A 19,979-nucleotide genomic window follows, 5' to 3' on the forward strand; every position below is an offset into this window, starting at 1 on the left:
CTCCAACACCTGCAACGTCAGGACAGGCTGGCGGCTTCCGCCTTGCCGGTGTACTTCACGTAACCCTCGTTCTCGAGCTGGTCGGCGAGCTCACGGCCACCGGACTCGACGATGCGGCCGTTCGCGAACACGTGCACGAAGTCCGGCTCGATGTACTTGAGGATCCGGGTGTAGTGCGTGATCAGCATGACGCCGACGTCGCCGGAAGCCTTGTAGCGGTTCACGCCCTCGGACACGACGCGCAGCGCGTCGACGTCCAGGCCGGAGTCGGTCTCGTCGAGGATCGCGACCTTCGGCTTGAGCAGGCCCAGCTGCAGGATCTCGTGGCGCTTCTTCTCACCGCCGGAGAAGCCCTCGTTGACCGAACGCTCGGCGAACGCCGGGTCGATGTCGAGGTCGGCCATCGCACCCTTGACCTCCTTCACCCAGTGGCGGAGGTTCGGGGCCTCGCCGCGGACGGCGGTGGCGGCGGTGCGCAGGAAGTTCGACATCGAGACGCCGGGGACCTCGACCGGGTACTGCATGGCGAGGAAGAGGCCGGCGCGGGCGCGCTCGTCGACGGACATCTCGAGGACGTCCTCGCCGTCGAGCGTGACGCTGCCGCTGGTGATCTCGTACTTCGGGTGACCGGCGATCGCGTACGACAGCGTGGACTTGCCGGAGCCGTTGGGGCCCATGATGGCGTGGGTCTCGCCCGCCTTGATCGTCAGGTCGACGCCCTTGAGGATCTCCTTGGGGGCGTCCTCGCTGACGACCGAGACGTGCAGGTCCTTGATCTCGAGCGTGGCCATGACTACCTGTATCTCCTGGTACTAAGTCAGTTCGTGGTGACGGTGACGTCGACGAAAACATCGCCGTCACGGATGTCGACGGCGTAGACGTCGACCGGTTCGGTGGCGGGCGGCGAGGAGGGCTTGCCGGTCTCCAGGTCGAAGCACGACCCGTGCAACCAGCACTCGATCCCCTTCTTGCGGGAGACCTCGCCCTCGCTCAGCGACACCGCCGCGTGCGAGCACTCGTCGGCGAGCGCGTGCACCCGCTCGCCGTTGCGCACCAGGACCACCGACACGTCGGAGATCTCGGTTGCGAACGGCTTGCGGTCGTCCAGTTCGGACAGTGCACACACGCGGATCACGCCCCGACCGCCTCGAGCTCTGCCTCGATGGCGGCCTCGAGGCGCTCGCGCACCTCGGGGACGGCGATCTTCGCGATCAGCTCCTGGAAGAAGCCGCGCACGACGAGACGACGTGCCTGCTCCTCCGGGATGCCGCGCGCCTGCAGGTAGAACAGCTGCTCGTCGTCGAACCGGCCGGTGGCGCTGGCGTGGCCCGCGCCCTCGATCTCGCCGGTCTCGATCTCCAGGTTCGGCACCGAGTCGGCGCGCGCGCCGTCGGTGAGCACCAGGTTGCGGTTGAGCTCGAAGGTCTCGGTGCCCTCCGCCGCAACGCGGATCAGCACGTCGCCGATCCACACGGTGTGCGCGCCCTCGCCCTGCAGCGCGCCCTTGTACGTGACGTTGCTGCGGCAGTTCGGCTGCGAGTGGTCGATGAACGGGCGGTGCTCCTGGTGCTGCCCCGCGTCCGCGAAGTACAGACCCTGCAGCTCGGCGTCGCCGCCCTTGCCCGCGTACTGCACGACCGGCGTGATGCGCACGACGTCGCCGCCCAGCGTCACGACCGTGTGCTTGATCGACGCGTCACGGCCGAGCTTCACGTGGTGCTGCGAGACGTGCACGGCGTCGTCGGCCCAGTCGTGGATGGCGATCACCTGGAGGTGCGCGCCGTCCGCGACGAGGAACTCGACGTTCTCCGCGTACGCGCCGGAACCGCGGTAGTCCAGGACCACCGTGCCCTCGGCGAACTGCGAGGCCTTCACGAGAACGTGGCCGTACGCAACGGAACCCGCGCCCGCGCCGGTCACCGTGACGGTCGTCGGCTCGGACTTCGCGTCGCCGGGCAGCGTCACGACGGTGGCGTCCTCGAACGACGAGTACGCCTGCGCCGCGATGCGGTCGCCGGGCACACCGGCCTTGCCGAGGCGCTCGTCGTCACGACCGACCGTCTCGACGGTGACACCGGCTGCGGCGTTCACCTCAACGGCAGCGGAACCCGTTGCCGCAGCGCCGGAGTGCAGACCGGCCAGACGCTTGAGAGGCGTGAAACGCCAGATCTCCTCACGGCCGCCCGGCACCTCGAACGCCTCGACGTCGTAGGACGTGAAGTGCTCGGCGCGCGAGGTCACCGGGACAACAGCACCGTGGGAGTGAGGTTGAGTCGACAGGGCGGCCATGTCAGCCGACGGCCCCTTCCATCTGCAGTTCGATCAGGCGGTTCAGTTCGAGGGCGTACTCCATGGGGAGCTCGCGCGCGATGGGCTCGACGAACCCGCGCACGATCATCGCCATGGCCTCGTCCTCGTTGAGGCCGCGCGACATCAGGTAGAACAGCTGGTCCTCGGAGACCTTCGAGACCGTGGCCTCGTGGCCCATCGCGACGTCGTCCTCGCGCACGTCGACGTACGGGTAGGTGTCCGATCGGCTGATCGTGTCGACCAGCAGCGCGTCGCACTTCACCGTGGACTTCGAGTGGTGCGCCCGCTTGTTGACCTGGACCAGGCCGCGGTAGGAGGTGCGGCCACCGCCGCGCGCCACCGACTTCGACACGATGGTCGAGGAGGTGTGCGGCGCCAGGTGGACCATCTTCGCGCCGGCGTCCTGGTGCTGGCCCTCGCCCGCGAACGCGATCGAGAGGACCTCGCCCTTGGCGTGCTCGCCCATCAGGAAGACGGCCGGGTACTTCATGGTCACCTTGGAACCGATGTTGCCGTCGATCCACTCCATGGTCGCGCCCTCTTCGGCCTTGGCGCGCTTGGTGACCAGGTTGTAGACGTTGTTCGACCAGTTCTGGATCGTCGTGTAGCGGCAGCGGCCGCCCTTCTTCACGATGATCTCGACGACGGCCGAGTGCAGCGAGTCGGACGAGTAGATCGGCGCGGTGCAGCCCTCGACGTAGTGCACGTAGGCACCCTCGTCGACGATGATCAGCGTGCGCTCGAACTGGCCCATGTTCTCGGTGTTGATCCGGAAGTAGGCCTGCAGCGGGATCTCGACGTGCACGCCCTTCGGCACGTAGATGAACGAGCCGCCGGACCACACCGCGGAGTTCAGCGCGGAGAACTTGTTGTCACCGGCCGGGATGACCGAGCCGAAGTACTCCTTGAACAGCTCCGGGTGCTCCCGCAGACCCGAGTCGGTGTCGAGGAAGATGACGCCCTGCTCCTCGAGGTCCTCACGGATCTTGTGGTAGACGACCTCCGACTCGTACTGGGCGGCGACACCGGCGACGAGGCGCTGCTTCTCGGCCTCCGGGATGCCCAGGCGGTCGTAGGTGTTCTTGATGTCCTCGGGCAGGTCTTCCCAGCTCTGGGCCTGCTTCTCGGTGGACCGCACGAAGTACTTGATCGAGTCGAAGTCGATCCCAGAGAGGTCGGCGCCCCAGTTCGGCATCGGCTTGAGGTCGAAGAGCTTCAGCGCCTTCAACCGGTACTCGAGCATCCACTCGGGCTCGCTCTTCTTCGCCGAGATGTCGCGGACGACGTCCTCGTTGAGGCCTCGGCGAGCGCTCGCGCCGGCAGTGTCCGAGTCGGCCCAGCCGAACTCGTAGTTGCCGAGAGACGCGATGGTCTCTTCCTGCGTGAGCGGAGACTGCACCGTGGTGGGCGTGCGCTGCTCGGCAGCGGCAGTCATGCGGGCTCCCCTCCATCATCTGGGATCCGTTGAACGTTCGGGATGTGCGTCGTGCACACGGCATGGCCGCTTGCGATCGTCGCGAGGCGCTGTACGTGAGAACCGAGGAGGGCCGCGAAAGCTTCCGTCTCGGTCTCGCACAGCTGGGGGAACTCAGCCGCCACGTGGGCTACCGGGCAGTGGTGCTGGCACAACTGCTCGCCCACGCCGACGTGACGTGCCGACGCAGCGTAGCCCTCCCTGGTCAGCGCGGTCGCAAGGGCCTTGGCCCGGTCAGCGGGTGTGGCCTGGGCCACGATCGCTGCCCGGTGCCGGTCCACGAGCGCGTCGACACGACTCTGCGCGAACGCCTTGACCGCCTCCTCGCCACCTGTCTTCGCGAGGAACCTGATCGCGGCGACCGCGAGGTCGTCGTAGGCGTGGCCGAACCGGGCGCGTCCGGCGTCGGTCAGCAGGAAGAGCTTCGCGGGACGGCCACGACCGCGTTGGGTCTGGCGGGGTGCGTCCCTCGTGATCGCCTCGCCGTCCGCGAGCAGTGCGTCGATGTGACGGCGCACGGCCGTGGGGCTGATGCCCAGTTCCTCGGCAACAGCTGCCGCGGTGACCGGACCCTGCTCCAACAGGAGCCTGGCGACAGCGCGCCGAGTCTTGCCGTCGTGCTGCGGCACGGCGTCAAGGTGGGTCTCGGCGTTTTTCACAACACCAGTGTTGCGTATTTAGCCTGAGGTAGCAAAGATCGCCGGTCACAGGGTGACCTGACTCACGACTGAGCGGGGCTGGATACGCTCCACGCATGCCCACTTCCGGCGGAGCCGTGACTCCGGAGAGCGACCTCTTGAACGGTCGAGAGCGTCGTCAGCTGGACATCGTCCGCCGCTGGGGCACCATCGGCGCGTTGTTGCTGACCGTCGGATCGCTCGGCGGCGGCGCCGCCCCCATCTACTCGCCGCTCTACGGCGTACCCGTCCTCGGGCTCTTCTCGAGGATGCCTTCAGTGGCGATGGGCGTCGTCTGGACCGGCATCTTCATGATCGTGTCGGCCTGGCTGGCGCTGGGCCGGTTCGTGCGGCCGGGACGCGCGCGCCTGGTGTCACGCAGCCAGATGGACCGCACGTTGCTCATGTGGACCGTGCCGCTGGTCTTCTGCGTGCCGATGTTCTCGCGCGACGTGTACTCGTACCTGGCGCAGAGCGAGATCGCGGCGCGCGGCCTCGACCCCTACGTCCTGGGCCCGGCGAACGCGCTGGGCGTCGACCACGTGCTGACCAAGGGCGTGCCGAACATCTGGCGCGAGACCCCGGCGCCCTACGGCCCGTTGTTCCTCGCGTTCGGCAGGGTCACGTCGATGATCACCGGCGACCACGTCGTGTCCGGCGTGTTCGTGCACCGCCTGCTGGTGCTGTGCGGCCTGGCGATGATCGTGTGGGCGCTCCCCCGCCTGGCCGCCCGCTTCGGCGTGCCCCCGGTCGGCGCGCTGTGGCTGGGCGCGCTGAACCCGCTGGTGCTGTTCCACATCGTCATCGGCGTGCACAACGACGGCCTGGCCTTGGGCTTGATGCTCGTCGGTCTGGAACTCGCGATGCGCGGCCTGGAACCGTTGCGGTGGTCGTGGATCACGCTGGGTGCCGCGATCATCGTGTGCGGCGCGATGGTGAAGATCCCGGCGATGGCCGCGCTGGGCTTCCTCGGCGTTCTGGTGGCGCGCAAACTCGGCGGGCAGGTCAAGCACCTGGTGCTGGTGGCCGGGGTGATGGCCGTGATCGCCGGCGTCGGCGTGGTGGCGATCTGCCTCGGCACCGGGTTCGGGTTCGGCTGGATCCAGACCCTGAACGTCGCGTCGACCGTCAAATCGTGGATGTCGCCGCCCACCGCTTTGGGCTTCCTGGGCGCGGGCACCGGCATCATGCTCGGCCTCGGCAACCACACCGAGGCCATGATCTCGCTGACCCGGCTGCTCGGGCAGGGCGTGTCGGTCGTGATCACGGTGATCCTGCTGTGGCGCAGCTTCAAGGGGCGGATCAAGGCGATGAACGGGCTGGGGGCGGCCCTCGGGGCGATCCTGGTGCTCGGGCCGGTGCTGCAGCCCTGGTACGTGCTGTGGGCGGCACTCCCGCTGGCGACCGCCGTGGTCGGGCCGAAGTTCCGTACGTTCGCGATGGTGACGTCCGCTGTGATCGCCGTGATCTTGCCGCCCACCGGGTCTGCGTTCGACGGGCGGGCTTACACGGTGCCGCAGGCGGTTGCCGGTGCGGTGATCACGTTTGCGGTTTGTGTGTTGATCGCTCGGAAGCGGGTTGGACCGTTTCTGAAGTCCGACCCCGCGTGAACCGCTTCGGGGGCTGTTCGGCTCGCTTCGCGTTGCCGTTGCCGTTTCCGGAGGGTTATTGACGAGCGTTGGTTTTTTCATCGCCGCTTCGCGACGATTGCGTGCGAGGTTGCGTTAGGCGGTCGGGCTCTGAGGTTTCTCGGCTTTCCCGTCGGGCATGCGAGGTGGCCGCGATACTCGGTTGTGGTGCCGTAAGCGGCGCTGGCATTGTGACCAGCCGCTGGACGGAGGTTCTCATGCACAAGCTGGTTGTCCTGTATCCCCAGCCCGCCGATCCCGACCACTTCCGCGACTACTACGTGACCACCCATCTCCCACTGGTCATGCGCATGCCCGGCCTGCTCGCGTGGCGCTACAGCTTCGACGTGGCAGCGACGCAGGGACAGACGCCGTATTTCGCGATCTTCGAAGCGGAGTTCGCCGACGCCGAGGCAATGACCGCGGCGAGGGCGTCTCCGCAAGGCCGGCAGGCGGCGGCAGACGTCGCCAACTACGCCACCGGTGGTGCGATCGTCATCCACTATCCGGTGCAGGACGGCATCGCCTGAGCCTTTAGATGACTTTGGGTGCGAGGTGCTTCCGTGTTCGGATCGGCCGGGCGCTTTACATGCCCGGCTTTTTGAGGCCGACCAGCGCCTCGCAAGGGCCCCGAAGTCAAGCGCCAATCGCAATCGTCGCGAAGCGGCGATGAAATGACCCGTCCCGGTAAAGCGCTCAAGCGACCACGCTGGAACCGGCACCGGACCGCCAGGCCGGACCACTGGTGCAACCGGGCCAGTAACCACATCCCTTCGGCCGACGAGTACTCCCTAGGGGGAAGATCGAAGCCGGAGGGGGTGGTGCGGCATGACCGAGCAACCCATGTCGCGGGAAGAGGTCCGCTTCGCCGTCGTGCTCAACGGTGGGGTGAGCCTCGCCGTCTGGATGGGCGGCGTTGTGCTGGAGCTGGACCGGCTGACCAGGGCTGGGACGACGTATCAGCCGTTGCTCGACCTCGTGGGCTGCACCGCGAGAGCGGATGTCATCGCCGGCACGTCGGCCGGGGGCATCAACGGGGCCGCGCTGGCGTTGTCGCAGGTCAACAAGCAGGCCGATCTCAGCAGGCTGCGGGATCTGTGGGCCGAGCAGGGGCGGATGGAGCAGCTGCTCAGGACGCCGTTCCGGGGTGAGCCTGCGAGCTTGCTCAAAGGGGACGAGTTCTTCCTGCCGAGACTGCAGGAGGCGCTGGCCAGGCTCACGGCGGACTTCGAGCCCACCGAGCCCAACGAGCGGCCGATCGATCTGAGGATCACCACCACGCTGCTCGGGGGTGTTCCGACCATCACGTACGACGATCTGGGGCAGCCGCTGACGCAGTCGGTGCACCAGGGCTCGTTCTCGTTCCGGCGCGACCCCTACAACTGGGTGTCGGAGGACACGCGGGACGACTTCACCGCCGACACGCTCGACCACCGTGTGCTGCAGCTGGCACTGGCCGCGCGCAGCTCCGCCAGCTTCCCGTTCGCGTTCGAGCCCAGCTTCATCCCCGTCGGAGGGCAGGCCACGCCCGACCGGCCTGACATGGGGGACGTCGCCAGCTGGGCCAACGGTGGAGACCGGAGCAGGTTCGCGGTCGATGGCGGGGTGCTGGTCAACACGCCCACCAAGGAGGCGCTGGAGGCCATCGACCGGATGCCCGCGGACGGGCCGGTGCGCAGGGTGATGTTGCTGGTGTTCCCGCACGCCGAGCCGTTGGGGTCCGAGCCGCAGGCGGACACGGTCGACAAGGCGATGACGACGGTCAGTTCTGGCGCCAAGTTGCTGAGCGCCATGTCCAGTCAGGCCGGGCGCACGTACGTCGAGAAGATCGAGGAGCACAACCGGCGTGCCGCGAGCAGTCGCGGTGGGCGGATGGCGTTGCTGGAGCGGTTGCACGCGGGTGGGGAGAACGTCGTCGACGAGGTGTACTCGTTGGCGGACAAGCTCTTCGGGCACTATGAGGACGTCGAGATCCGGCTCGCGGCACGGCAGCTCACCGCGCAGCAGTTCGCGCTGCCCAAGGGGAATCCCGCCAACTGGTCGTTCGAGCGGGCGCGCAGGGCGGCGGAGACGGCTCAGCGCAAGTGGAAGAAGAAGCACGGTGTGCTGCCGTACGTGCCGGGGGTGAAGCTGCCGAGCACGGTGTGCCGCGAGGACCTCGGCTGGGAGTGGGGCATCACGATGGCCGAGCGGCTCGGCGCGTCGGCGCTCGACCTGCTCAAGCGGATCGTGTGGGTGGCTCCGGACGGGCAGGCCGACGAGATCGCGAGGACGCGGCGGGAGTTGCACCAGGTTCGCGCGGAGCTGCGCAGGCTGCGGACCGAGCTGTTCGCGTGGAAGCCGTCGGACTCGCTCGGCGAGGAGTACTGGACCGGGCGGCTAGCGAGCTACCACGAGCACATGATCGACGGACATCTCGGGCTGGAGGTCAAGGCACAGGTCGCCGAGATCGGGCGGATCGTCGGCGAGGCCCAGCGGGTGATGTACGACCTCGACGAGCACCGGCTCAAGCTCGGCGGGCTCGGCTGCTGGCACGCGCTGCTCGACCCCGAGGCCACGGATCAGGAAGCCGGGCTGAGCGACGGCGAACGGTGGCTCAGTCGCCTGCTCGCCCTGGAGATCGCGGGCACGTGCCTGTCGGACGACGCGTCGACCGGCTTGGACACGCCGGTCGAGCTGGTCCAGGTGTCGTTGCAGACGCGCAACGCGTTCGCGCGGCAGTCGATCACCGCCGACGACAAGGCGGGCGGGGCGTCGCTGTCGCGGTTCTCCGGGTTCCTCAAGCGGTCGTGGCGGGTCAACGACTGGATCTGGGGCCGGCTCGACGGCGCCACGATGCTGTGCCGGGTGCTGTTCGACCCGCGCCGGCTGCGCAGGATGGACCTGCTCGGGCGGCCGGAAGACGACCAGCGCACGACCGAGCAGCGCGCGGCGGCCGTGGTCGACACGGTGATCAAGACGATGTTCGGGCCCGAGCTGCCGATGCAGGTGGCGGTGTGCGCCGAGGAGGCCAAGAAGGAGCTGCAGGGCATCTACGAGGCGGAGCACGAGCTGTCGCCGTCGTCGATGAAGCTCGCCGAACTGGCCGCGTGGGGCCTGCACTGGCGGATCATCTGCGAGGAGCTCCCCCGGCTGAGGGGCGCGATCATCGCCGATCGAGGCGACGGCGCCGACAAGCGCTCACGAGGTGAGCTGTTCCTGGAGGAACACGCGGACATGCTCCGACGTCTGGAGTACCCGCAGGAGCACACGGTCACGTTGGGCATGGCGGCGCTCACCGCGTTCGACCGCGCCGGGATCGGCCGCGAGCCCCTCACCCAGGAAGCCGCGTCGGACCAGATGATCCGCACGGCCGCGACCGCAGCTGCTGTCGCGGTCACGGTCGCCGACTCCGAACGGGCGGGACTGCGGGCGGTCCGGCCGATCACCCGCACGGTCAGGGGCGCGGCGCTGCTCCCGTACTGGACGATCACAGGGCTCACCAGAGGCGGGAACCTGGCTCAGTTCCTGGGGTTGCTCGGCCTCGCGGTCGGTGGCGCGCTGGTCGTGATGGCGTTGTTCGGCATGCTGCCGACGTGGGCGGCAGGGCCGGGCGCGGCGATCGGTGCGGCCAGTCTCCTCGCCGCTTTCGGTTACGCGGCACTGAGAAGCGGCACGATGCTGCACGGGCTGGTGCTGCTGTCACCGGTGATCCCGTTGGTGGCCGTGGCGGTCGACAGACTGCCAGACGACCGCTCGGAGATCACGACGGGCACCGTCACGGTGGCCGGTGTGGCGCTGGTCGTCACGGCGTTGCTGGTGCTGGGTTCGCTCCCGGCGCCGATCCGCACACCGCTGGCGGTGCTGGCCGACTTCAGGCCGATGGACATCGTCAAGCGCCGCTGGAAGCAGGTTCTGATCGCGCTGGTGGCGGCGGGAGGAGTCTGGGGCATCTGGCGGTTCGAGCTGCACACCAAGCCCTGGCTGGTGATCCCGACGTCCGTCCTCTGTGGAGTGTTCGGCATCTGGATGGCGCTGGGCGGCGGCAAGTCGTTGCAGCGCTGGCGCCGGGTCGAAGGTGTCTGGGGCACGGAACGAGCGGAGCCGCCCGCCGCGGCGACGGCGGGCTGGGCCGCTGTCTACGGAGTCGGCTACCTCGCGATCGCCGACGTCCTGCTGATCATCGGCCCGCACGGGTGGGGCCGGCAGGCGGTGATCGGCACGGCACTGGCGTTCGGGCTGACGTTGCTGCTGATCACGTCCTGGTACGTGCCGCGGGCGGAACGCCGCAGGATCCGCCGGCAGCTCGTCGGCGAGGCGATTCCGGCGATCTACCCGGACGACTGCGACATCGCGGAGACGTTGCGCGAGCGGCTGGAGGGCCACGCCTCGCTCTACCGGTTCCTCATCAGGGGAGAGGGCGAGCACCCCTCGAAGCTCACCCTCTCCCCCGCCGGACTCGTTGTCGCCCAACGGATCGAGCAGAAGCTCAGGCCGCCAGTGCGATGACGGGTGCCGTGCGGCCCATCGCCCGTGCGTAGAGGGCCTCGAAGCGATCCAGGGTCGCCGCCAGCGCGTGGTGCGAGATGATCTCGCTGCTGGCGGCGCCCATCCGGGCCCGCATGGGCGCGTCGTGGACCAGCGTGTGCAGGCGCTGCGCCAGCTGGTTCACGTCACCCGGCTCGAACAGCCAGCCGTTGCGGCCGGTGTGCACGAGGTGCGGCAACGCCATCGCGTTCGCGGCGATCACCGGCTTGCCCGCGGCCATCGCCTCCATCGTGGCGAGGCTCTGCAGCTCGGCCACACCGGGCATGACGAACAGGTCGCAGCGGGCGTACGCGTCGAGCAGGTCGTCCTCGGACACGAAGCCGTGGAACTTCACGCGGTTCGTGATCTCCAGGTCGCGGGCCAGGAGCTCCCACTCGGCGCGGCACGTGCCGTCGCCGACGATCTCGCCGAACGCGCCGGGCACGCGGGCCAGCGCGCGCAGGAACTCGTCGACGCGCTTCTCCTCGTCCAGCCGGCCGACGAACAACGCGGTCGGGCGGTCGTTGTGCGTCACGGACCGCTGGTAGCGGGAGATGTCGATGCCGCACGACACCGGCACCGCGCGCTCCGGGAAACCGCTGTCGTGCAACAACTGCACGGCACGCGGCGTCGGCGCGGTGACGAGGTCGGCCCGCCCGAACACGCGCGCCAGGTCGCGGTAGGCGAACTTGCGGGCCATGCCCTGCAGGAACGCCGGCACGTGCGCGTGGCTGAACAGGTTCTCCGGCATGAAGTGGTTCGTGGCGAGCGTGGGAATGCCCTGGGCGACGGCGGAGTTCAGGACGAACCGGCCCACCACGAAGTGTGCTTGGACGTGCACGACGTCCGGCTTGAGCGACTTGATCAGCTCGTCGGCCTCCTTCGACGCCTGCCACGGAAGGCAGAACCGGAAGTCCGGGTAGAACGGCAGCCGGTGCGAGCGCAGCCGGTGCACGGTCACGCCCTCGATCTCGGTGGCCCTGGGCGAGTCCGGTGCGATGACGTGGACGTCGTGTCCGCGGGACGCGAGGCCGATGGCGAGGCGCTGGGCGAACCGCGCGGCTCCGTTGACGTCCGGCGGGAACGTGTCGGCGGCGATGACGACGCGCAGCGCGCTGGAGGTGTTCACGGGAAGCTCCGATCGAGTATTCGACACACGTTGTGGTTGACGGACGAGGGCGAACACACCGCTGGCTGCGGCGAGCGCGCAGGCGATCAGCGCGGCACCGGTCCACGGGGACAGGTGCGCGGCCTCGCCGAGCAGGAAGGCGCCGATGCCGACCGCGACCAGCGGATCCACCACGGTCAGGCAGGCGACGGCGAGATGAGGGGGCCCGCCGGCGTAGGCGTGCTGGACGAGCCAGCCGCCGACGGCGAGCGAGAGTGCGATACCGAGCACGGACGCGACGTGCGCGAACCCGAACCCGCCTTGCTGAACCGACTGCGAGACGGCCCGCATGAGCACGGACACGTACCCGTACGCGACACCACCAGCCGATGCGAACGCCACGGCCCGAACGCGCGCGTTCGTCGTGAGAGCGGCGATCACCCCAGGCACCGCGATCGCGCCGAGGACCACGAAACCGGCTGTCAGCTCGGCATCAGGCGCGACTTGCGTGGCGGTCGCGCTGCCGGAGGCGAGGAACACGAACGCCCCGACGCCCACGGTTGTGATCAGGATCGCCGGAAGCTCGCGGAAACGGCGGTCCAGCAACGCGGTCATCCCGATCGCGAGCACGCCGATCGGCTGGACGACGGTGAGCGGCGCCATGCCGAGCGCGACCGCGTGCACCCCCGCACCGGCGACGAGCAGGGCGAGGCCACCGAGCCAGCGCGGCTGGCGCAGGACGATGACCCGTGCACCGGTCTCGGCGACCGCGTCGTGCTGCAGGCGAGCCGCGAGCGCGAAGCACACGGCGCCGCACACGGCGAGCGCAATGGCGAGCAGGGTCATGTCGTGCGCCTAACCTGTAGGGCCGCGATGGCGAAGAGAAGTCCGTAAAGGGATGCGAACAAAACGCGTTCGGTCAGTCCGCGCGCCTCGAATCCGGCGAACGAAACGTGACTGACCAGAAATGCCGCACTCGACACGCTGGCCGTTATTGCGATACCGAGCAGAGCCGGAAATTTGCGGGCGATGAGCACACCGGCCGCGGGCAACGCCACGAACATCACCGCGCCGGCGTACCTGTGGATGTAGCCCGACATGGACGTCGGCGCCCCCGTCGGATCGGTCGGGAAGATCGTCGACACGGTCAGGCCCGCCGACCAGATGCCGATCAGCCACTGCGCTGACCTGCCTACACCTCTCAGGTTGACAGCGAGCAACATCGAGATGGCGGCGAGGCTGAGTGAGGTCGCGGCCAGCCAGCCCGTGCCGTTGTGAACGAACACGTAGTCGCTGATCACGTCCGTGATCGGGTTCAACTGCCCTGCCGACACCACATGCAGGTAGAAAATCGGAACAAGTGACAACACCAGTCCCCCGACCACGAGTCCCCGTCTGTCCGCCCCCGTCTCGAGCACGAGAAAAGTCTCTTGTGACGGCGTTGATCAACCAATGGGGAACTCCCCCGAGCAAACCCTGAGGTGTCCCTGAGTCCCCGGGGTAGGGCCAGCCCCACCCTCTTCAGCCGTCCTTCAGGAGTACGCGGGGAGCTTTCGTACTCTCCTGGGGTACGTGGGGTCCCCGCGTGCCGTTCAGCAGGCGGGACCGCCTAGGCTTGCCGTTCGTGAGCCCGAATCCCCAGCCTGCGGTGGAAGTGTCGGGGCTGGTCAAGAGGTACGGCTCGAAGACCGCCGTCGACGGCCTCGACCTCGTTCAGCCTCCCGGCACCGTGCTGGCCCTCCTCGGCCCCAACGGCGCGGGCAAGACGACGACCGTCGAGATCTGCGAGGGCTTCCGCTCGGCGGACGACGGCACTGTGCGCGTGCTCGGGCTCTCTCCGTCCGACGAGTCGCTGCGGCCGCGCATCGGCGTGATGCCGCAGGGCGGCGGCGGGTATCCCGGCATTCGCGCCGAGGAGATGCTGAACCTCGTCGCGGCGTGCGCGGCGCACCCGCTCGAGCCGAAGTGGCTGATCGAGGTGCTCGGGCTCGCCGGCGCAGCCCGGACCCCGTACAAGAGGCTCTCCGGCGGTCAGCAGCAGCGGTTGTCGCTCGCGTGCGCGTTGGTCGGACGCCCCGAGCTCGTGTTCCTGGACGAACCGACCGCGGGCATGGACCCGCAGGCGCGCCGGCTGGTGTGGGACCTCGTGGGCGCGTTGAAGGACGACGGTGTGTCCGTGCTGCTGACGACACACCTCATGGACGAGGCCGAAGCGCTGGCCGACAACGTCGTGATCATCGACGAGGGTCGTGTCGTGGCGCAGGGCTCGCCGTCCGAGCTGACCGCGAACCGCGCCGACGACCAGCAGCTGCGGTTCCGCGCCCGTCCGGGGCTCGACACCTCGTTGCTGTCCGCCGCACTGCCCGAGGGGCTGAAGGTGCGCGAGGCGACGCGGGGCACGTACGTCGTGGAGGGCCTGATCGACCCGCAGGTCGTGTCGACCGTCACGTCGTGGTGCGCGCAGCAGGGTGTGCTGGCCGAGGAGCTGACCGTGGCCAAGCGCAGCCTCGAAGACGTTTTCCTGGAGCTGACCGGCAGGGAGCTGCGTTCGTGACCACCTTCGCTCCCGGCACCTTCACGCCCGCGCCCGGCCGCGGGTCGCTGCCGAAGATGCTGTTCGCACACGCGCGCACCGAGGCGTTGCTGACGCTGCGCAACGGCGAGCAGATCCTGCTCACCGTCATCATCCCGCTGGCGCTCCTCGTCGCTCTCAGCTTGATGTCGGTGATCCCGATGCCCGAGCCGCGCGTCGGTTCGGCCACGGCCCGGATCTTCGCGCTGGCGATCATCTCGTCGGCGTTCACCGGGCAGGCCATCGCGCTCGGGTTCGACCGGCGCTACGGCGTGCTCAAGCGGCTGGCGGCTTCGGCGTTGCCGCGGTGGCTGCTCGTGGCCGGACGGGTGTGCGGCGCGCTGGCCGTCGTGGCGATCCAGATCCTGTTGCTGGGCATCACCGCGTTGATCCTCGGGTGGCGCTTCCCGCTGTCCGGTTTGCCGTGGGTGATCCTGCTGATCATCCTGGGCACGTTGTCGTTCGGTGCGCTGGGTGTGCTGCTGGGTGGCGCGTTGCGGGCCGAGATCGTGCTGGCGCTGGCGAACATCGTGTGGTTCGTGCTGCTGATGGTCGGCGGTGTGGCGTTGTCGGTGCCGGTCGGCTTCGTGCACCTGTTGCCGTCGGCTGCTCTCGCGCAGGCGCTGGAAACCTCTGTGGTGTACGGCACGGCACCGGGTGTGGGCCCCGTCGCAGTGCTCGTGGCCTGGGGCGTTGTGGCCGGAGCACTGGCCACCCGGACGACGAAGCTCACCTGAGGACACCTACCATCAAAGGCGTGTCGAAGCTGACCGCCCTTCTCGTTTCCTGGCAGCGCGCGCTCGCGATTGCCGTCGTCATCGCGCAGGCCGGAATCGCGGTGACCGGTTCGATCGTCCGCGTGACCGGCTCCGGACTGGGCTGCCCGACGTGGCCCCAGTGCGTCGAGGGCAGCGTCGTGCCGGTGCAGCACCCCGAGGTCGCCGCCCTGCACCAGTGGGTCGAGTTCGGCAACCGGACGCTGACGGGGGTCGTCGGCGTCATCGCGGGTCTCTGCGTGCTGGCGGCGTGGTTCCACCTGCCGCGCCGCAAGCGGGTGCTGACGCTCGCGCTCATCCAGCTCGGTGGCGTGGCGCTGCAGGCGGTCGTCGGCGGCGTCACGGTGCTGGCCGGGCTCGCCTGGTACACCGTGTCCGTCCACTTCATGATCTCGATGGCCCTGGTGTGGCTCGCCGCGCTGCTCGTCCGCTCGCTGTCCGAGGGCGACGGTCCCGCCCGGCTGCTCGTGCCGGCACCGTTGCAGAAGCTCCAGGTGGTCATGGCCGCCGTGCTCGGCGCGCTGCTGCTCGCGGGCACCTGGGTCACGGCCGCCGGGCCGCACGCCGGTGACGCGTCGACGCCGCGCCTGGGCATCGAGGTCGCGACGCTCGCCCAGATCCACGCGGACCTGCTGTTCCTGTTCCTGGGACTGCTGATCGCGGTCGGGTTCTTCACGCGCACCCGCGCGTACTGGACGCTCGTCGGCGTCGTCCTCGCTCAGGGCGCGCTGGGCATGGTGCAGTACTGGACTGGCGTGCCGGAGGTACTCGTGTCGCTCCACGTGCTCGGTGCCGGTGCGGTTGTCGTTGCCACGGCGGCGTTGTGGACGTCGTCGCGTGAGCGGACGCACGAGGTAGAGCTGCCCGCTCCCGGCGATCAGGCGCTCAGCAAGGCCTGAGCGTCGCCCTGGTTGTTGTGCCCGGCCCAGTTCGCGGGGGTCGAGTCGAAGTTCGCGTCCCTGATGGTCGGGTCGGCGCCCGCGTCGAGCAGGATCCGGATGATCGGCAGGTGGCCGCGTTCGGCCGCCAGGTGCAGCGCCGTGACGCCCTCGCCGTGCATCGGGCCGCCGAAACCCGTGCGCTGGTTGGGATTCGCGCCCAGGTCCAGGAGAGCGCGGGTCGCGTTCTCCAGTCCGCACCACGCCGCCCACGCCAGTGCGGTGCCGCGGTAGACGTCCGCGTCGATCCTGGCGCCGCGCTTCAGCAGGTCGCCGAACACCTCGGTGCGGTCGTTGCGGGCAGCCCACGACAGCGCCTCGTCGAGGACTTCCTGCGGGTCGTTCGTCGGCCACCAGCGCGGGAAACCGCTGTGCGGCCGGTAATAGCCGCGCTTCGTCTCCGGCTCGGTGGCGAGGTCGAGGTTGCCGAGGCCGGCCGCGGTGCGCAGGTTAGGCGGGTGAACTCCGTGCTGTGCCAGCAGTTCCGCGGTCTCGGAGTTGCCCCAGAACAACGCGACGGCGAGCGGGGTGCCGCCCTCGCCGCGGGCTTCGAGATCGGTGCGGGCGCCGCGGTCGAGCAGGAGCTGGGCCAGCTGCGGGAGGTCCTGGTAGGCCGCCTGGTGCAACGCCGTCCAGCCGTGCACGTTCTGGTGGTTGACGTCCGCGCCGTCGTCGAGCAACACCCTGACGAGCCGCTCGTCGCACTTGGCGGCGGAGAGGCCGAGCAGGTCGTTCCCGTTGGTACCACTGGCTTTCACGAGCCACGGGTCGCGCGTGATGATCGCCTTCAGCTCATCGGGGTGCTGCAGCTCGACGGCCTGGTAGGCGCGGGCGAACGGGCGCGGCATGCGGATGTGCGCCTTGAACGCCTTCCAGTCCGCACAGCCGTGGGCCTGGGCGAGAACGGTGTGTGCGCCCTCGTCCGTCAGCGGCACGTCGTCGAAGACCTCGAGTGCGCCGGGCACACCGTCCCACGCCGAGGCGAGCAGCCCTCTGGCCCGCTCCTCGTAGTACTCGATGTCGTCGCGAAACGGGTGCCACATGCATCCCAAGCTACTTGGGTGACGCGGGCCTGCGCTCCCACAAAGCCGGAAGTTCCGCCGAGAGCCAACCGTAGAGGTGGTCGACCGTCCGCAGCCGCATCGCGCGCTCCGGATCACCGCTGAGCAGCCGCATGCCGTCGTCGGTCAGCGTCTGCACGCTCGCGATCGCGTTGAGCTTTCGCTGTACGAACTCCGACCAGGCCTTCTCGTTGATCCGGTACTCGGCAGCCTGCCTGCCGCGCCGGGTCCGCTTGGTCACCAGGCCGACGTTGACGAGGTACTTGAGGTTCGTGCTGATCGACCCGCTGCTCGCTTCGAGCTCCTGGGAGAGTTCAGCCGCCGTGCGCTCCACCGGTTGGCAGATCAGGAGATAGCCGAGGATGCGGCCGCCGATCAGCGGAATGCCCTCCTCGGCGAAGTGGGCCGCGAACCGCTCGATCCAGGCGGACAGCCGGGTTTCCCTGCCCACGCTCATGACGGAGCCTTTCTTTCGGTCAACACTGAAGTCATCGTAGCGATCTTGTCAATGCCTTTGCGCAACTTTTGGTTGCACATGCCGGACGCAACGTGCAACCATCGGTTGCACATCTCTTTGCAGACAAGGACGTACCGATGGACACGACCGCTCTTCGCAGCGCCTACGAGAAGTTCTTCGACGTGGCGGTTTCACCCGACCTCGGCGAGGCCTCCGACGGCGGGTGGAACGCCGACCAGGTGCTGGCCCACATGCTCAGCGTCGACGCCGCGACCGCCGCCGTCGTGCTCGGCGTGATGTCCGGCGCACGCCCCACTTTCGACAACCGGATCTGCCTCGACCGCTGGAACCTCGACCGGATCATCGCCGAGCACCCCGGCAGGACCGCGCTGATCGCGCGCGTCCGTGACCAGGCGGCCATCCTCTGCGACATCGCCGATCGGCTCACCGAGCAGGCCGCCGCGGTGCTCGTGCCGTCGTTCCTCATGTCGAACGACGAGCTCCTGCTGGACCAGCCCGTCCCGCTCGCCGATCTCGTCAACGGGCTCGCCTCGAACCACGTGCCGGCGCACACCCGGCAGCTGGCCGATCTGCGTCAGTTCCGCGGCCAGTCCGCGCCGGACTCCCACAGCCGCTCGGCCTCCGCGCCGAAACGCTGATACCAGGGAGCGTCGTTCTTCGACAGCACCATGATCGGAGCCGCTTCACCCTCGGGGTGGAACTCGTAGTGCTGCACGCACACGACACCGTTCGGCTTGCGCACGTCCAGGCAGTTGAAGCCCGCGGACGGGATGGTGGACAGTACCCGGATCTCCAGCCGGCCGCCGTGCCGCTCCCGCAGCGCGGTGAGGTCGTCGAGCGTCGCCCGGATCCTGGTACGCAGGTGCTCGACGCCCTGGGAGTGCGACCGGTGCCGGTCCGCGATCGCCATCAGGCGCTCGTCGGCGGGATCGAGCACCAGCACGCGCACCCGCCCACCGGTCTTCAGCACGGCGGGCAGGTCGGTGCGCATGCCCTGCACGGTCCTGGTCATCGTGAGACCGATCAGGAGGATGTCGGAGGCGTTCGCGCGGCGGTCGATCAGGTCCGCCGGGAACTCGCCGCGCAGCGCGACGGCACCGCTGCGGGCTCCGTTGATCTGCTGGGTCAGCTTTCTCGACTTGATCTGCGAGAAGGCGAGGATCGCCAGGAGGGCGAGGACGGCCGAGGCCAGCGTCGTGACGTCGGACAGGCCCGTGATGCCGAGGACGGTGAAGACCAGGCCCACCAGGGCGAGGAGGTAGAGGTCGAGATTGTCGTCGGTGACGAACGCCCGTGCCCTGCCGATCCAGCCGCTCAACCCGACCCCCGATGCACAAGGAGCTGGGAGGCAGAGGCCTCCCAGCTCCATGATCTCAAGTCAGCAGACGGGTGCGAGCGGCGTGGTCTCGTCGGGACCGGGCCGACGGCGCCACCGGTCCAGCTTCGCGTGTTCCGCCAGCGAGATCAGCGTCTCGCGCACCGACAACCGCACCCGCGGATCGCAGTTCACCACGGGAACCTCGGGCGCGATGCCCATCCCGCGGATGATGGCCTTCACGTCCGACCGGACAGACGCGTGCACGTTGTTCAACGCCAGCACGTACGGAATCCGGTGATCCTCGAAGTACCGCATGGCGTCCACGGAGTCCGCGGGACGCATCACGTCGAACAGCACCACCGCGCCGACGGCGCCGCGCACCACGTCGTTCCAGCCCGCGCGCGGATCCTGCCACTGCGGCGCCACGAAGAGGTGCAGGGCGAGGCCCGGATCGAGCCACACCCGGCCGAACTGGATGCGCACCAGCTCGGTGACCAGACCGGCGCGCTCCGGTGGGAGCGCTGTCATGGTCAGCAGATCGTTTTCCACGATCGTCCTGATGAAGGTGCTCTTGCCGACGCCGAAGCCACCGGCGACGACGATCTTGGCCGAAGTCAGCTCCCGACCAGGCGGCCCAGGGGGCCCGAAATCGGGAAATCTAGAGCCGACGTAGTCCACTCAGCACTCTCTCCATCAACCCGAGGTCCGGCGCGACACCTCCCGCGGAAGCGGTCTGGTGCACGTCCACCAGACCTCGTTCCGCCATGTCGCCGAGCAGTACCTTGACGACTCCCAGCGGGAGGCGCATCAGTGCGGCCACCTCCGCGACGGATCGCGGCGAGCGGCACAGCTCGACAACGTGTTGGTGCTCAGCCTGCAAGATACCCGCAGACTGGCGACTCTGATCATTGGCGGAGACAAGTGTCTCGATCTCGAGGTTGATGTTCGACCGTGTGCGCCCGCCCGTCCAGGCATATGCACGCACGATCGAGGCGTCCGGGCTCTCGGGAACCGAGGGCTCGAACACCGGTTTTTCTTCCTGCGGTGCAACGGGAGTCGCTTCCCGCTCGGGCACGGGGGACGCACCGCGCGTCCGCTTTCGACCCGAATCCAGGGAGAACCCGTTCAACAGG

Annotated in this window: 19 protein-coding genes; 7 read left to right on the top strand and 12 right to left on the bottom strand. The window is 68.8% G+C overall.

Features of this window, described 5'->3' with window-relative positions:
• Window positions 1-17: 17 nt before the first annotated feature.
• The 5 genes from sufC to JOD27_RS31570 are packed head-to-tail and all read right to left on the bottom strand — an operon-like array spanning window position 18 to window position 4,443.
• A complete protein-coding gene (gene sufC, locus JOD27_RS31550; protein ID WP_189259065.1) occupies window positions 18-791 on the bottom strand; it encodes a Fe-S cluster assembly ATPase SufC in 774 nt (257 codons plus the stop codon).
• Between the two features lie 26 nt (window positions 792-817).
• Window positions 818-1,135: a non-heme iron oxygenase ferredoxin subunit gene (locus tag JOD27_RS31555; RefSeq protein WP_204765960.1), complete on the bottom strand. Its 318-nt coding sequence runs from the start codon at window positions 1,133-1,135 to the stop codon at window positions 818-820.
• Window positions 1,132-2,289, bottom strand: a complete 1,158-nt coding sequence (gene sufD, locus JOD27_RS31560) for a Fe-S cluster assembly protein SufD (protein ID WP_204765961.1) — start codon at window positions 2,287-2,289, stop codon at window positions 1,132-1,134. The genes JOD27_RS31555 and sufD overlap by 4 nt, the downstream gene beginning before the upstream one ends.
• A gap of 1 nt (window position 2,290) precedes the next feature.
• Window positions 2,291-3,745 (bottom strand): Fe-S cluster assembly protein SufB, encoded by a 1,455-nt coding sequence (gene sufB / locus JOD27_RS31565; RefSeq protein ID WP_204765962.1) that lies wholly within the window; start codon window positions 3,743-3,745, stop codon window positions 2,291-2,293.
• Window positions 3,742-4,443: a helix-turn-helix transcriptional regulator gene (locus tag JOD27_RS31570; protein WP_307830436.1), complete on the bottom strand. Its 702-nt coding sequence runs from the start codon at window positions 4,441-4,443 to the stop codon at window positions 3,742-3,744. Before JOD27_RS31570 ends, sufB begins: the two co-directional genes overlap by 4 nt.
• A 95-nt stretch (window positions 4,444-4,538) precedes the next feature.
• Here JOD27_RS31570 and mptB point away from each other — a divergent pair, with 95 nt between their 5' ends.
• The 3 genes from mptB to JOD27_RS31585 all read left to right on the top strand — a co-directional run bounded on the left by mptB (window position 4,539) and on the right by JOD27_RS31585 (window position 10,577).
• Window positions 4,539-6,071, top strand: a complete 1,533-nt coding sequence (gene mptB / locus JOD27_RS31575) for a polyprenol phosphomannose-dependent alpha 1,6 mannosyltransferase MptB (protein WP_204765963.1) — start codon at window positions 4,539-4,541, stop codon at window positions 6,069-6,071.
• A gap of 236 nt (window positions 6,072-6,307) precedes the next feature.
• Window positions 6,308-6,619 (top strand): EthD family reductase, encoded by a 312-nt coding sequence (locus JOD27_RS31580; RefSeq protein WP_204765964.1) that lies wholly within the window; start codon window positions 6,308-6,310, stop codon window positions 6,617-6,619.
• A 298-nt stretch (window positions 6,620-6,917) separates the two neighbouring features.
• Complete coding sequence (locus JOD27_RS31585) at window positions 6,918-10,577, top strand: patatin-like protein (protein ID WP_204765965.1); 3,660 nt, start codon at window positions 6,918-6,920, stop codon at window positions 10,575-10,577.
• On the opposite strand, the gene JOD27_RS31590 is transcribed toward JOD27_RS31585, so the two are convergent.
• Window positions 10,558-12,549 (bottom strand): glycosyltransferase, encoded by a 1,992-nt coding sequence (locus JOD27_RS31590; RefSeq protein ID WP_204765966.1) that lies wholly within the window; start codon window positions 12,547-12,549, stop codon window positions 10,558-10,560. The two genes, JOD27_RS31585 and JOD27_RS31590, sit on opposite strands and share 20 nt — an antisense overlap.
• Window positions 12,546-13,088 (bottom strand): DUF998 domain-containing protein, encoded by a 543-nt coding sequence (locus JOD27_RS31595; protein WP_307830437.1) that lies wholly within the window; start codon window positions 13,086-13,088, stop codon window positions 12,546-12,548. Before JOD27_RS31595 ends, JOD27_RS31590 begins: the two co-directional genes overlap by 4 nt.
• 239 nt (window positions 13,089-13,327) lie before the next feature.
• On the opposite strand from JOD27_RS31595, the gene JOD27_RS31600 reads away from it, so the two are divergent.
• The 3 genes from JOD27_RS31600 to JOD27_RS31610 are packed head-to-tail and all read left to right on the top strand — an operon-like array spanning window position 13,328 to window position 15,950.
• The gene (locus JOD27_RS31600) at window positions 13,328-14,257 is read left to right on the top strand and encodes an ABC transporter ATP-binding protein (RefSeq protein ID WP_307830438.1); all 930 of its coding nucleotides are present in this window, start codon (window positions 13,328-13,330) and stop codon (window positions 14,255-14,257) included.
• A gap of 56 nt (window positions 14,258-14,313) precedes the next feature.
• On the top strand, window positions 14,314-15,012 hold the full coding sequence (locus tag JOD27_RS31605; protein ID WP_204766141.1) for an ABC transporter permease: 699 nt from the start codon (window positions 14,314-14,316) through the stop codon (window positions 15,010-15,012).
• An 11-nt stretch (window positions 15,013-15,023) separates the two neighbouring features.
• Window positions 15,024-15,950 (top strand): COX15/CtaA family protein, encoded by a 927-nt coding sequence (locus JOD27_RS31610; protein WP_204766142.1) that lies wholly within the window; start codon window positions 15,024-15,026, stop codon window positions 15,948-15,950.
• On the opposite strand, the gene JOD27_RS31615 is transcribed toward JOD27_RS31610, so the two are convergent.
• Together JOD27_RS31615 and JOD27_RS31620 are read right to left on the bottom strand one after the other, a co-directional pair.
• Window positions 15,929-17,032, bottom strand: a complete 1,104-nt coding sequence (locus tag JOD27_RS31615) for an ankyrin repeat domain-containing protein (RefSeq protein WP_204765968.1) — start codon at window positions 17,030-17,032, stop codon at window positions 15,929-15,931. The two genes, JOD27_RS31610 and JOD27_RS31615, sit on opposite strands and share 22 nt — an antisense overlap.
• Window positions 17,033-17,042: 10 nt before the next feature.
• Window positions 17,043-17,507, bottom strand: a complete 465-nt coding sequence (locus JOD27_RS31620; protein WP_204765969.1) for a GbsR/MarR family transcriptional regulator — start codon at window positions 17,505-17,507, stop codon at window positions 17,043-17,045.
• 137 nt (window positions 17,508-17,644) lie between these two features.
• Between JOD27_RS31620 and JOD27_RS31625 the strand changes: the two genes are divergently transcribed.
• Window positions 17,645-18,166, top strand: coding sequence for a hypothetical protein (locus tag JOD27_RS31625; RefSeq protein WP_204765970.1), 522 nt, complete (start codon window positions 17,645-17,647; stop codon window positions 18,164-18,166).
• Here JOD27_RS31625 and JOD27_RS31630 read toward each other — a convergent pair.
• Genes JOD27_RS31630 through JOD27_RS31640 form a run of 3 tightly spaced genes read right to left on the bottom strand, consistent with a single transcriptional unit; the run spans window position 18,103 to window position 19,921 of the window.
• Window positions 18,103-18,846, bottom strand: a complete 744-nt coding sequence (locus JOD27_RS31630; RefSeq protein WP_204765971.1) for a DUF5919 domain-containing protein — start codon at window positions 18,844-18,846, stop codon at window positions 18,103-18,105. The two genes, JOD27_RS31625 and JOD27_RS31630, sit on opposite strands and share 64 nt — an antisense overlap.
• Window positions 18,847-18,906: 60 nt before the next feature.
• On the bottom strand, window positions 18,907-19,524 hold the full coding sequence (locus JOD27_RS31635; RefSeq protein ID WP_204765972.1) for a GTP-binding protein: 618 nt from the start codon (window positions 19,522-19,524) through the stop codon (window positions 18,907-18,909).
• On the bottom strand, window positions 19,505-19,921 hold the full coding sequence (locus JOD27_RS31640; protein WP_307830440.1) for a DUF742 domain-containing protein: 417 nt from the start codon (window positions 19,919-19,921) through the stop codon (window positions 19,505-19,507). Before JOD27_RS31640 ends, JOD27_RS31635 begins: the two co-directional genes overlap by 20 nt.
• Window positions 19,922-19,979: the final 58 nt, after the last annotated feature.

This window comes from Lentzea nigeriaca (assembly GCF_016907955.1).
GTDB classification, from domain to species: domain Bacteria; phylum Actinomycetota; class Actinomycetes; order Mycobacteriales; family Pseudonocardiaceae; genus Lentzea; species Lentzea nigeriaca.